This is a genomic window from Streptomyces sp. NPDC053427 (assembly GCF_044544985.1).
Classification (GTDB): domain Bacteria; phylum Actinomycetota; class Actinomycetes; order Streptomycetales; family Streptomycetaceae; genus Streptomyces.
Map to the genome: position 1 here is coordinate 72,326 of NZ_JBITYA010000007.1, position 12,364 is coordinate 84,689.

Annotated in this window: 14 protein-coding genes and 1 pseudogene; 7 read left to right on the forward strand and 8 right to left on the reverse strand. The window is 71.1% G+C overall.

Annotation, left to right across the window (positions count from 1 at the left end):
- Positions 1–55 precede the first annotated feature (55 nt).
- The 4 genes from ACIGWZ_RS20490 to ACIGWZ_RS20505 form a co-directional block, all read right to left on the reverse strand.
- Positions 56–235, reverse strand: a complete 180-nt coding sequence (locus ACIGWZ_RS20490) for a hypothetical protein (RefSeq protein WP_400066585.1) — start codon at positions 233–235, stop codon at positions 56–58.
- Between the two features lie 139 nt (positions 236–374).
- Positions 375–1,262, reverse strand: coding sequence for an SDR family oxidoreductase (locus ACIGWZ_RS20495; protein WP_400066587.1), 888 nt, complete (start codon positions 1,260–1,262; stop codon positions 375–377).
- On the reverse strand, positions 1,259–2,245 hold the full coding sequence (locus ACIGWZ_RS20500) for an alpha/beta fold hydrolase (RefSeq protein ID WP_400066589.1): 987 nt from the start codon (positions 2,243–2,245) through the stop codon (positions 1,259–1,261). The genes ACIGWZ_RS20495 and ACIGWZ_RS20500 overlap by 4 nt, the downstream gene beginning before the upstream one ends.
- Positions 2,242–3,783, reverse strand: coding sequence for a flavin-containing monooxygenase (locus ACIGWZ_RS20505; protein WP_400066591.1), 1,542 nt, complete (start codon positions 3,781–3,783; stop codon positions 2,242–2,244). Before ACIGWZ_RS20505 ends, ACIGWZ_RS20500 begins: the two co-directional genes overlap by 4 nt.
- 303 nt (positions 3,784–4,086) lie before the next feature.
- Here ACIGWZ_RS20505 and ACIGWZ_RS20510 point away from each other — a divergent pair, with 303 nt between their 5' ends.
- On the forward strand, positions 4,087–4,896 hold the full coding sequence (locus ACIGWZ_RS20510) for a MerR family transcriptional regulator (protein WP_400067244.1): 810 nt from the start codon (positions 4,087–4,089) through the stop codon (positions 4,894–4,896).
- Positions 4,897–4,945: 49 nt separating this feature from the next.
- On the opposite strand, the gene ACIGWZ_RS20515 is transcribed toward ACIGWZ_RS20510, so the two are convergent.
- From ACIGWZ_RS20515 to ACIGWZ_RS20525, 3 genes and pseudogenes are all read right to left on the reverse strand, one after another.
- Entirely contained in the window at positions 4,946–5,530 is a 585-nt protein-coding gene (locus ACIGWZ_RS20515) for a CGNR zinc finger domain-containing protein (RefSeq protein ID WP_400066593.1), read from the reverse strand.
- Between the two features lie 173 nt (positions 5,531–5,703).
- Positions 5,704–6,285: an XRE family transcriptional regulator gene (locus tag ACIGWZ_RS20520; protein WP_400067246.1), complete on the reverse strand. Its 582-nt coding sequence runs from the start codon at positions 6,283–6,285 to the stop codon at positions 5,704–5,706.
- Between the two features lie 57 nt (positions 6,286–6,342).
- A pseudogene (locus ACIGWZ_RS20525) lies at positions 6,343–6,435 on the reverse strand (XRE family transcriptional regulator); the annotation flags it as partial.
- Between the two features lie 338 nt (positions 6,436–6,773).
- Here ACIGWZ_RS20525 and ACIGWZ_RS20530 point away from each other — a divergent pair.
- Complete coding sequence (locus tag ACIGWZ_RS20530) at positions 6,774–7,007, forward strand: hypothetical protein (RefSeq protein ID WP_400066595.1); 234 nt, start codon at positions 6,774–6,776, stop codon at positions 7,005–7,007.
- Positions 7,008–7,276: 269 nt separating this feature from the next.
- On the opposite strand, the gene ACIGWZ_RS20535 is transcribed toward ACIGWZ_RS20530, so the two are convergent.
- Positions 7,277–8,080: an exodeoxyribonuclease III gene (locus tag ACIGWZ_RS20535; RefSeq protein WP_400066597.1), complete on the reverse strand. Its 804-nt coding sequence runs from the start codon at positions 8,078–8,080 to the stop codon at positions 7,277–7,279.
- Between the two features lie 108 nt (positions 8,081–8,188).
- Here ACIGWZ_RS20535 and ACIGWZ_RS20540 point away from each other — a divergent pair, with 108 nt between their 5' ends.
- The 5 genes from ACIGWZ_RS20540 to ACIGWZ_RS20560 all read left to right on the forward strand — a co-directional run bounded on the left by ACIGWZ_RS20540 (position 8,189) and on the right by ACIGWZ_RS20560 (position 12,303).
- A complete protein-coding gene (locus ACIGWZ_RS20540) occupies positions 8,189–8,662 on the forward strand; it encodes a GNAT family N-acetyltransferase (RefSeq protein WP_400066598.1) in 474 nt (157 codons plus the stop codon).
- A gap of 213 nt (positions 8,663–8,875) precedes the next feature.
- Positions 8,876–9,802 carry an ABC transporter ATP-binding protein gene (locus ACIGWZ_RS20545; RefSeq protein WP_400066600.1) on the forward strand — a complete coding sequence of 309 codons (927 nt, stop codon included), beginning with the start codon at positions 8,876–8,878 and terminating at the stop codon, positions 9,800–9,802.
- On the forward strand, positions 9,799–10,800 hold the full coding sequence (locus ACIGWZ_RS20550) for an ABC transporter permease subunit (protein WP_400066602.1): 1,002 nt from the start codon (positions 9,799–9,801) through the stop codon (positions 10,798–10,800). Before ACIGWZ_RS20545 ends, ACIGWZ_RS20550 begins: the two co-directional genes overlap by 4 nt.
- 142 nt (positions 10,801–10,942) lie before the next feature.
- Positions 10,943–11,338, forward strand: coding sequence for a GntR family transcriptional regulator (locus ACIGWZ_RS20555; RefSeq protein WP_400066604.1), 396 nt, complete (start codon positions 10,943–10,945; stop codon positions 11,336–11,338).
- Between the two features lie 176 nt (positions 11,339–11,514).
- Complete coding sequence (locus tag ACIGWZ_RS20560) at positions 11,515–12,303, forward strand: MerR family transcriptional regulator (RefSeq protein WP_400066606.1); 789 nt, start codon at positions 11,515–11,517, stop codon at positions 12,301–12,303.
- Positions 12,304–12,364: the final 61 nt, after the last annotated feature.

Sequence of the window (12,364 nt, forward strand, 5' to 3'; positions counted from 1 at the left end):
CGTGGGGCGCACCCGGTGCTGCGGGTGCGCCCCACTCGTGTGCGCGGGTGCGGCGTCAGCTCCGGAAGCCGTCCTGGGCGTCATCCGCCGCGGCCTGGGCCCGCTCCCGGCCCCGGTGGGCGGCGTCCCGGGCCCGCTGCCCCCGCTCGGACGCCTCTTCCTCGGCGTCACCCATTGCCTTCTGCGCCTGCTCGAGCTGCTCGGCCTTGGCCCGGAACTGGTCCTTGAGACCCATGCTGGTCACTCCTGCGTGAGGTGCGGGGAATAGGTGTCGACCAGATTCACATAGTCGGGCATTCTCCGCATTTTGAGCAGGTGTGGGCGTGGGACGGCCGCGTGAACCGCTGCATCTGCCGCTGCATCCACCGATGCCCCTACCGATCCGCCCGCGCCTTCTCGTCCGCCGCCCCGCCCGCGCCGACCAGCCCGGTCCGCATCCCGTCCAGCCGGTCCCCGAAGCGGCGCATCTCCCGCTGGCCCACCGACCCGATGACCGACGGCAGACAGCCGCGCAGCGACTGCATCCCGCGCAGCCACCACTGCCCGTAGACATGCGCGGAGCGGCGCTCGATGCCCGCCACGATCCGGTCGACGGCGGGGCCCAGCGGATAGGTCTTGTTCGACGGCCAGGGCAGCCGGGAGCGCAGCTCGCGCATGATGTCGTCCTGGTCGGCGCCGCGCACCATGTCGGTGTCGGTCCAGCTCAGATAGCCGACGCCGACCCGTACGCCCTTGTGGCCGACCTCGGCGCGCAGGCTGTGCGCGAACGCCTCGACGCCCGATTTGGAGGCGCAGTACGCGGTCATCATCGGCGCCGGGGTCATTGCGGCGAGCGAGGCAATCTGAAGAAAGTAGCCGCGGGACTCCATCAGCACGGGCAGGAAGGCGCGGCCGGTGACCGCGCCGCCTATCAGGTTGACCTCGATGACCCGTTTCCACGCCACCGGGTCGGAGTCGACGAACGGCCCGCCGGTCGCCACCCCGGCGTTGGCGACGACCGCGTCGACCTTGCCGAAGTGTTCCTTGACCTCGCCCGCGACCCGGGCCATCGCCTCGTGGTCGGTGACATCGGCGAGCCAGTGGTGCGCCGGGCCGTGCAGCGCGGCCGCGACCTTCGTCAGCTCGTCCGGCTCCAGGCCGACCAGCGCAAGCGTCGCACCGCGCGCCGACAGCTTGCGCGCCAGCAGCGCGCCGACCCCGCGCGCCGCCCCGGTCACCACCACGACCTGCCCGTCCAGGCTCCCGCTCCTGCTTGCGTTCACGCCGTGTTCTCCTTCTTCTGCCGCTTGCCTTGGGGGGCGGGGGCCGCCGTGGGCCGCCCGGCCTCCGCGTCGGTGGTGGTCAGGTGATCGTGCACGAGTTCCCGCAGGCGGCCGCCGACCGCTGCCGGATCCTCGATGGGCGCCATGTGTCCCAGGCCGGGCAGCTCGGTCACGCCACGGCAGTCGGGGAGCACGGCGGCCAGCCGGCGGGCGGACACAAAAGGCGTGAGGCGGTCGGCGGTGCCCGAGACGACGGCGGTGGGCATCTCCAGCCGGGCCACCCCGCCGGTCAGTTCGAGACCGGCCAGCACCCTGCCCCACTGAGCCCGCACGCCCGGCGGGCAGGCGTGCACGATCCGTGCGCAGGCCTCGATCTGCTCGGCGGTGGCGCCGGCGCCCATCGTGGCGTACCGAAGGGCCCATTTGGCGGGGGGCGATACGGGGCCGAGCGGGACGCGCGAGTGCAGCAGCAGCCGGTGCGCGCGGCGCCGGCCCTGCGGGGTGCGCAGCGGGAACACCCGTGATTCCGCGGCCAGTTCGGAGCTTCCGGTGCTGCACAGCAGGGCCGCGGCGGCCCGTTCGCGCAGCTGCGGGCGGTCCGCGGCGGCCATGATCGTCATGCCGCCCATGGAGTGCCCGCCGATCACGGCGCGTTCGCCCGGCTCCAGCGTCGCCTCCAGTACGGCGACGAGGTCGTCGGCGAGGGCTTCGGTGCTGTACCCCGCCGGGTTCACCGCCGGGCTGCGCCCGTGCCCGCGCTGGTCGTAGACGACCACCTTGTGCTCGGTGGCGAGGTCGCGGACGATCGGGGCCCAGAAGGCGGTCGAGCAGGTCCAGCCGTGGGCGAGGACGACGGCGGGGGCGCCCTCGGGCCCGTGGATCTCGGCGTAGAGGCGGGAGCCGTCGGCGGAGGTGACGGTCGTCGTCCTGCGCGGGACGGGCGGCGCGTACGGTCCGGTGGTCAGGTGTGCGGGCCGGCTCATGCGGCGGCCTCCTCGGTGAGCGGTGCGATGGGTTCCGGTTCCTCGACCGGTTCGGCCGGGGCCCGCAGCAGCTCGTACTCCGCGAGGTCCACCTGCCGGGTCACCCGCCGGAACTCCGACGTCGTCCCCGGCCATGCGGTCGTATTGCGCCCGCTCGCGTCCAGATACCAGCTGTCGCAGCCGCCGGTGTTCCACACCGTGCGCTGCATGCGCCGCTGGATCGTTTGCGTCCACGCCTGGACCGCGGACGGCCGGGCGCTGAGCGCGATCCGCCCGCCGAGGATGTCGAGCTGCCGCATGAAGTCGGCCATGTAGTTCAGCTGGGCCTCGATCATCAGGATCATCGAGCTGTTCCCGAGGCCGGTGTTGGGCCCGATGATGGTGAGGAAGTTGGGGAATCCGGCCGCGCTGGTGCCGCGCAGCGCCTCCATGCCGTCCTTCCACTCCTCGGCGAGGGTGGTGCCGTACGCGCCGGTCACCCGCTGGGCGATCGGCATGTCGGTGACGTGGAAGCCCGTACCGAAGATGATCGCGTCGGCCTCGGTCTCCGTCCCGTCCGCGGCGACGAGCGTGTTGCCGCGGATCTCCTTCAGCCCGGACGACACCACGTCGACATTGGGCCGGGCGAGCGCCGGGTACCAGCTGTTGGACAGCAGGATGCGCTTGCAGCCGATGCGGTAGTCGGGGGTGAGCCGGGCGCGCATCGCCGGGTCCTTGATGACCTTGTGCATATGGGACTTGGCGAGCGCCTCGATCAGGCCGAGCTCATTGGGCCGCTTGGTGAACGCGCTGACCTGGAGCTCGCGGATGCCCCACAGCAGCTGGCGGCGCAGCGCCCGGGTCGCGGGGACCTTGGTGTGCAGCCAGCGCTCCACGCCGGTGATCCTGCGGTCGGCGCGCGGCATGACCCAGGGGGGCGTGCGCTGGAAAACGGTGAGCCGGCCGGCCTCGGGCTGGATGGCCGGCACGATCTGGATCGCCGACGCCCCGGTGCCGATCATCGCGATCCGTTTGCCCCGCAGGTCGTAGTCGTGGTCCCAGCGCGCGGAGTGGAAGACCTTGCCGGGGAAGGAGTCCAGCCCCGGTACGTCCGGCAGCTTGGGATCGGACAGCGGCCCGGTGGCCGAGACGACCACGTCCGCGGTCAGCGCCCCCTGGGCCGTGTCGATCTCCCACCGCAGTTCCTCGTTGCTCCACCGCAGGCTGCGCACCTCGGAGTTGAACCGGATGTGCGCACGCAGGCCGAAGGTGTCCGTCACCCGCTCCAGGTACGCGCGGATGTGCGCCTGCCCGGAGAAGTTCCGCGGCCACTCCGGATTCGGCGCGAAGGAGAAGGAGTACAGGTGCGAGGGCACATCGCACGCGCATCCCGGATAGCTGTTGTCCCGCCAGGTGCCGCCCACCGCATCGGCCCGCTCCAGGATCACGAAGTCGGTGATCCCCTGACGGCGCAGCCGTACGGCCGCCCCCAGACCACCGAATCCCGATCCGATCACCGCCACCCGCACGTGCTCCCGCTCCTGCTCGTGCTCGGCCATCCCGCCGCCTCCCGAGTTCGACGCCAACCTTCACCAGCCTCCGCTCAACCATGCCAGCAATTACTGGCACGATTGGCTGGTTGGAGCGTAGGGCAGCTCCGTACCGAGCGGTAGGGGTCGGGCGCCAGGAAGTTACCGCCGGTCGCACTCCGCCCCGGCGGGCCCGGCCCGGCATAGGGTGAACGCGTGGCAGCGAACGAGAACGAGACGGCGAAAGGGCACGGGAACGGGCCGGCGCTCCCGGCCACCGACGGAGCCGGACGAGGCGCCTCCGCCGCGTCCTCCCCCGCCCGCGAATTCCGGATGGCCGACCTGGCCGAGGAAGCCGGCATCACGGTCCGCACGCTGCGCTTCTACCGCGAGCGCAAGCTCATCCCCGCGCCGCGCCGCGAGGGCCGGATCGCCTGGTACAACGAGCACCATCTCGCCCGCCTGCACACCATCGGCGCACTCCTGGAGCGCGGCCACACCCTCGGCGGCATCGGCGAACTCCTCGCCGCCTTCGAAAGCGGCCGCGACGTCGGCGAGCTCCTCGGCCTGGACTCCGCGATCGTCACCCCGTGGTCCGAGGAAACCCCGGTCCGCCTGACCCCCGAGGAACTGGCCGACCACTTCAGCGACGACGTCACCCCCGAGAACCTGACCACATCCCTCGACATGGGCTATCTCGCCGTCGACGGAGACGAGTTCGTCCACGTCAGCCGCCGCCTCCTGGACGCCTCCACCGAACTCGTCGAGGAGGGCATCCCGCTGGCCGCCGTCCTGGAATCCGCCCGCCGGGTCCGGGTCCACGCCGACGCCCTCGCCGACCTCTTCTGCGACCTGATCCGCACCCATGTCCTCGCCGACGTCCTGCCGCACGATCCCACCGGCCGGCCCCCCACCCCCCAAGAGGTCGACCGCATAGCCGAAACCATCGACAGACTCCGCCCGCTCTCCAAGGGCGTCGTCGAAGCCGAACTCGCCATGGCCATGGACCGCCGCATACGAGCCGAGATCGAGGAGCGGCTGCGGGCCTGCGGCGGGGACGGCGGCGAGCGGCCGGGGGCCGGGGAGCCGGGGGGCGGGGAGCCGGGGGCCGGAGACCTGGGGGCCGGGCCGCCGCGGAATTGAGAACGCTCGGGGGCCGAGCAGAGGCCAAGCGTCCGTGCGAGGTGGTCGGCTAGTCCGGCTCGCCGGGACGCCGCTCCTTGCTCGACGGAGATCCGTGGGACGGGCCCGGGCGCCGGGCCGCCCGACGCGCCCGGTGCCGCCGCACCGCATCGCGGTTGGCGCACGGGTGGGAGCAGTAGCGCTGCCGCCCACCCCGCGTGAAGTCGCCGTAAGCGCGTCCGCATTCGGCCAGCGCGCAGCGGCCGAGGCGGTCCATCCCCCGCCCCGTCAGATGCAGTGCCGTCCCTACGCTGACCACCGCCCGCACGACGCCGCCCAGACCGAGGCCGTCGTCGCGGTAGTGGATGTGCCAGCCCCCATCGGCGTGGTCGGTCACGCGCGGGTGCCCCGCACAGGACGCCAGCAACGCATTGACCAGAGCGGCCCGTTGCGCAAGACCGTCGGCGTCGACCACCGCCTCCCACCGCGGTATGAACTCCAGGATCTCCGCCAAGTCCCCCTCCCCCACGGGACGGTCGATGACCATACCCGCGGCCAGGCAACGCTCGGCGAACTCTTGGGGAGTGCGCGGCGGCGCGGCGGCGAGCTCGACCATGAGCCGCACGGGATCTTCTCCGTAAGGGTTCTGCTGCACAAGGCAATTACAGCATCCTTGGGCGGAACGGTTCGAACTCCCAGCGGAGGAAGGGGAGTTCACCCCTCTCGATTGCCTCGCCGTCACCGCCGTCAGCACCAAGGCTCGCCGGGCCAAGGGGGAGAGCATCACGGCGGTAGCCAAGGCGTTGGGTGTGAGCCGCGGGGCGCCGTTCAAGCCTGTTCAGGAGTGCCACGGCTCCACAGTTCCTCGCTGTGTTCCGCGAAGCGGTCGAACATGCCCCCGTCGCCCTGCTTGCGTAGGTGGAGTAGTGGCGAGTCGTGCCCCACCAACCGGGCAAGATGCGGTGTCACTAGCGCCTCATGGCCGAAGCGGAATACAGACAGACTCACATGATTGATCGCGTCGTCCGGGGCGCTGAAGCGAGCCTCGAGGCCATCCAGCGGCCCAAGGCGGTCCAGGTGCTCCAGCGTGATCCGGATGCGTGTGGAGACCGTCAGAGCCACGTCCTCGATGGCCTCCCGCTGCCGGGTCACCTCGCCTTGCGGGTCGCCCAGCAGGAACCGCACCCGACACCCTGCCTCCGCCTTCCGGCGCAGAATCTCGGGGAAGGCGGGCACCTGGGTCCACAGAAAGTAGTTCGTGTATCCGGCGAAGAACAGATCGGCGTCGGCCCGGCTGATCAGGTCGCTCCATACCGTGGACGGGCATGCTGACCGATACGGGTAAGAGCGCACCAGCTCACGGTCGTTGCCCGTCTTGATGCGGTCCTTCACTGCCTGGGGCCAGATCATTTCTTCGTCCACTCCCAACGCCCGACAGGCGTCCTCTCGATTTCGTGCATGGGGTGTCAGTTCGGAGTCGGCTAGCCACCGCTCGACAGTCTTGCCGGTCACGCCGACGCGCACGGCCAGCTGACGTGGGGTGAGACCAGCGTCCGCCATAGCCGAGCGTAGAGCAGAGTTCAAGACGCCTCCCGGGGACGTTTGGGCCTTCTTGGACCGTAGCCGCCCAAGGTCCAACTGTCCTTGATTCGGGGGTGGATACGTCCTCCAGGGGGCTCAAGGATCACGACCATGACAGAGCCGACGAAATACCCGACGGCGCCGGTAGAGCTGCCGTTAAGGCTGGGCCTGGAGCCGCTGCCCGTAGACAGCTGCGATGTGTGCGGCGCGCTGGACAGGGAGCGGGACACCGCACGGCTCACCGGAGATGGCTCGAAGGTGAGCGACTGCAATGTAGAGATCCGGCGGCACCCACACGGCACGAAGGCGGCCCGGTCATGAGCGCAGGCGGCGGCATGGCGCGCCGTGAGCATGTCTCGTATCAGGATCCGCTCGCCGTGCCTCGCCCCGGTCTCGCCGACCCCCACGACTGCCCCGGATGCGCTCTACTGAAAGAGCAACTGAGCGAGATCCTCCAGGAACAGAAGAACCTCGCCTTGTGGGAGATTCTCGACAGCATGGAGAAGCACAAGAAATACGGGCATCCGGAAGACGCACGCCCGTCCCAGTAGGCCGGGGCGGGGCCGTCGCGCCGAACGCGCCGACCCCCGCCCCTTCGACTCCTCCGACCGACAAGCCTTGAGTAGGACAGGTCGTGTCCCGTCCGAGTTGACGTGCTCAGGCTCTCGCCCCGGTCCGCCCCTTCGCTGGGGTGCCGCCCTAAGGGCTGTCCCGTAGCAGTGAGGGCAACCGCGTCGGACCCAGGGAAGCCGAAGCGCCCATGCGGCCCCGTCCGGCGACGGCGAGCAAACAGCCGGGCGGGGCTTTGCGCTGCCGCTCGCTACAGGTCGAAGACCGCCGTCACGGGCGCATGATCGCTCCACCGCTGGTCATAACTGGCCGCCCGCTCCACATACGCCTTCACCGCCCGCCGCGCCAGGCCGGGCGTGGCCATCTGGTAGTCGATCCGCCAGCCCGAGTCGTTGTCGAACGCGCGGCCCCGATACGACCACCAGGAATACGGCCCCTCGACGCCGGGGTGCAGCGCGCGGACGACGTCCACGTAGCCACCGCGGGTCTCGTCCAGGACGTCGGTGAGCCAGGCGCGCTCCTCCGGGAGGAAGCCGGACTTCTTCTGGTTGGCCTTCCAGTTCTTGAGGTCCGCCTCCTGGTGGGCGATGTTCCAGTCGCCGCAGACCACGACCTCACGGCCGTCCGCCGCGGAGCGCTTGCGCAGGTCCACGAGGTAGGGGAGGAACTCCGCCAGGAAGCGTTCCTTCTCGTCCTGGCGCTCGGTGCCGACCTCGCCGGAGGGGAGGTAGAGGCTGGCGACGGTCACGCCGGGCAGATCCGCCTCCACATAGCGACCGCTGTCGTCGAATTCCGCCGAGCCGAAGCCCACCTGCACCCGCTCCGGCTCCCGCCGCGTGTAGAGCGAGACGCCGGCCCGCCCCTTGGCGGCGGCCGGTGCGTGGACGACGTGCCAGCCCTCGGGGTCACGGACCTCCGCCGGCAGCTGGCCGGGCTCGGCGCGTACCTCCTGGAGGCACAGCACCTCGGCCTCCGTCTCCGCCAGCCACGGCACGAAGCCCTTCTTGGCCGCGGCGCGCAGCCCGTTCACATTCACCGTCGTCACAGTCAGCAACACAAACTCCCTCATCGCCCTGGCGGCGCGCAGCCTACGCGACGGGCCGCCGGGGCGCCTGCCTGGGCTTCTGGCTCCCACCATTCGGACGCCAGTACGCTGCGCGAAATGGAGATACGTCCGACCCGCTACGACCACCCCGATGCGCTCGCGCTCGAGGAGGAGGTCCAGCAGGAATACGTCCGCCGCTACGGCGATGCCGATCTGACCTCGCTGGACCCCGGGATGTTCGCCCCGCCCAACGGCATCTACCTCCTCGCGTACGAGGACGGGCGCCCGCTGGCCACCGGGGGCTGGCGGCTCCAGGAGGACCTGGCGGAGGGGTACGCCGTGGGCGACGCCGAGATCAAGCGGATGTTCGTGGTCCCGGAGGCCCGCGGCCGGGGGCTGGCCCGGCGCATACTCGCCGAGCTCGAGGCGGACGCGCGCGCCGCGGGCCGGATCCGCATGGTCCTGGAGTCCGGCATCGAGCAGCCGGAGGCGCTCGCGCTGTATGCGTCGAGCGGCTATCTCCCGGCGGAGAAGAAGTTCGGGTACTACCGGATGTACGAGAAGAGCCGGTGCATGACGAAGGCGCTGTAGGGCGAAGGCTTCGTAGGGCGATGGTGCGGTCTTCGTAGGGCAATGGGGCGGTAGGGCGAAGGTGCTGTAGGCCGAGGCGCCGCGGGGCGAGGTCGCCGCGGGGCGTGGCCCGGGGGCGGGGGCGGCAGGGGGTGCGCCCGCACTTTGTTGACACGCGTCCGGGCGGCTCTCCATACTCATTCCACTAATCAACTAGCTAAAGGGGGGATCTGGGTGCGCGAGCCGAAGCCATGGGCGATCGAGGCCACCGGCCTGGGCAAGAAATACCGGCGCGGCTGGGCCCTGCGGGACTGCTCCTTCCGCCTTCCGGCCGGTCGCATCTGCGCCCTGGTCGGCCCGAACGGGGCGGGCAAGAGCACCTTCCTGGGGGTCGCGACCCGGCTGGTGCAGCCGACGGCCGGGAGCCTGAAGCTGTTCGGCACGCCGGTCTCCGATCCCGCCGTACTGGAACGCGTCGCCTTCCTCGCCCAGGACAAGCCCCTCTACCCGCGCTTCACGGTGGCCGAGACCCTGCGCCTGGGCCGCGAGTTGAATCCGCGCTGGGACCAGGCGCTGGCCGAGCGGATCGTACGGTCCGGGAACGTGCCCCTCACCGCCCGGACCGGGACCCTCTCGGGCGGCCAGCGCACCCGGGTCGCCTTCGCGCTCGCCTTCGGCAAACGCCCCGATCTGCTGCTGCTCGACGAGCCGATGTCCGACCTCGACCCGCTCGCCCGGCACGAGCTCTCCGGCCTGCTGATGGCGGAGGCGGCCGAGCACGGGACGACCGTGCTGATGTCGTCCCACATGCTCTCCGAGATGGAGGACATGTGCGACTACCTCGTCGTGCTGGCGGAGGGCCGGCTGCGGATGGCGCTGCCGACCGACGCGCTGGTGTCGGCCCACCTGCTGGTGACCGGGCTGGCCGACGGGGACGGCGTCCCCGAGGAGCTCCGGCGGCGGCACACGGTGGTCGAATCCCGGGTCACCGGGCGGCAGTTCACCGCTCTGGTCCGGCCGAACGGCCCGCTCTCGGACGGCTGGGAAGCCGTACCGCCGAGCATGGAGGAGGTCCTGCTGGCCCATCTCCGCTCGCCCGACGCACCCACCCTGATCGCGAACGAGGCACGTACCGACGGCCCGCAGGAGGTTACGGCATGAGCACGACGACCACGGCCTCCCCGGCCTCGCCCGCGAACGGCACGACGGCATCCGGCACCCCGCGCCGTCTGCTGCGCGGGCTGCCCTGGGTGATCTACCGGCGCCACCGCGGGCTGCTGATCACCGCACTGCTGATCACCCTCGCCGGCTGTGCGACGTTCCTGTACCAGCGCTTCGGGGTCATGGACTTCCTGCACGCCAAGGGCTCGACCCCCGACGACGACGGCAAGCTGAGCACGTCGTTCGCCGACGCCTTCAACTCGATGTTCTCCCGCGACATCTCCTTCCTGGAGTTCCTGCCCGGCGCCGTCGCCGTCTTCGTCGGCGCGCCGCTGATCGCGGGTGAGCAGGAGCGCGGCACCATCAAACTGGTCACCACGCAGTCGTCCGGCCGTGGCCGCTGGATCACCACCACACTCGGTCTGCCGCTGGCCGTGATGGCCGTGTGCACCGCCCTGCTGGCGGTGACCTTCCGCCGGCTGTGGTTCCCGGCCCACGAGCTCGTCATGGGCGGCGACTGGCTCATGGGCGGCGCCTTCGAGACCACGGGCCCCGGCCTGGTGGCCATGACTCTGTTCCTGACCGCCTGCGGCATCGGCCTCGGCCTGCTGATCAAGCGGGTGGTACCCGCGATGGCGGCCACCGCGGTCCTCTCCTTCGTCATCACCACGATCTGGACGGAGAAGGTACGCCAACAGCTCGGCGCGTTCCGCAGCATGACCTATCCCGAGGGCTCCTCCCACCGCCTGCCACGCGGCGCCGTGGAGATCGACCAATGGGTGGCCACCGCGGACGGCAAGCTCTACGGCTACGGCACCTGCACCGGCCGCGATTACGAGGCCTGCCGGGCCAAACTGGGCATCGTCAACCGCGTCTCGCAGTACTTCGACTTCAGCCAGCTGGCGGGAATGCAGTGGCGTGGAGCCGGGATCCTGCTGGCCCTGACCGCGATCGTGCTCGCGCTGGTCGTCTGGCGGGTCCGTAGGCGGCCGCTCTGAACGGGGGCCCGGGTGGCGGGGCCGCCGGACCGGCCCCGCCACACGCCGGCTGCGCTTTGACACCCGGCACGGGCCGCCCGATCATCAAGCGGTGCGGGACCGGCCCCCGGACGGGCAGGCAGGCCCCGGTGGAGACAGAGAAGTGGTGAACGTCGTGGAGTTCCGGATCGACCGCCGCAGCGGCGTCGCCACCTACCTCCAGATCGTCCAGCAGGTCCAGCAGGCGCTACGCCTGGGCATCCTGGTGGAGGGCGACCGCCTGCCGACGGCCGCACAGGTGGCCGCCACGACCAAGGTGAATCCGAATACGACGCTCAAGGCGTACCGCGAGCTGGAACGCGAGGGCCTGGTCGAACCCCGCCCCGGCCTCGGCACCTTCGTCAGCCGCACCCTCGCCCGCCCCGAGTCCGCGGCGGACGCCCGGCTCCGCGCGGAACTGGGCGCATGGATGGACCGGGCGCGGGCGGAGGGGCTGGAGCGGGAGGACGTGCGGGCGCTGCTGAACTCCGTGTTGCAGGAGCGCTACCCGGACGACTGAGCCACCCGGGCCGCACGCGTCGCGCCCCCTCCTCCCGCCCCGTCCCCTCGCCCCGTTCCCTCGCCTCCCTCCCCGGTTGACCCTCACCCGACGTCAGGCCGCAACCTGATCGACGGCACGGGCCGCCGGGGACCACCACCGGGGAACGTGAGAGACATGGGACGAAGGGCACTGAGATGGGCTACTCGGTCGGGCAGGTCTCCCGCTTCGCGGGGGTCACGGTGCGCACCCTGCACCACTACGACACGTCGGGCCTGCTCTCCCCCAGCGACCGCAGCCCCGCCGGTTACCGCCTCTACAGCGACGCCGACCTGGCCCGGCTCCAGCAGCTCCTCTTCTACCGGGAACTCGGCTTTCCGCTCGACGAGATCGCCACCATCCTGGAGAACCCGCAGGCCAACGCCCTCGACCACCTCCGCGCCAGACACCGCCTCCTCAACGACCAGATCGCCACACTGCAACGCCTGGTCGAGGTCGCCGAGCAGGCCATGGAGGTCCAGCAGACGGGGGTGCAGCTGACGCCCGAGGAGCGGTTCGAGGTCTTCGGCGAGGTCTCCTTCGACCTCAGTTACGCCACCGAGGCCCATCTGAAGCGGCGGCACAGCGAGGGGCACCAGCACTCCATGGCGCGGGCCGCCGCGCACTCCAAGGAGGACTGGGCGCAGATCATGGCGGAAAGCGCCGCCTGGCGGCAGCGCCTCACCGCCGCCTTCGACGCCGAGGAACCGGCGGACGGCGAACGGGCCATGGACCTCGCCGAGGAACACCGCCGGCACATCACCCGCTGGTTCACCCCGTGCCCCACCGCTATGCACGGCCGGATCGCGGAGGACTTCGCCGCCGATCCCCGCGCCTTCGCCCTGCTCGTCCCGCCGACCGAACAGCGCCCCGGCCTGGCCTCGTATCTGCGCACGGCCATCCACGCCAACGCGGTACGCCAGTCGGCCCCCCAGCGGGAAGCCTGAACGCCGGGCACGGCCCGCGCACGCTCCCCGCCCACCGCCAACTCCCCACCAGCAACCGAGG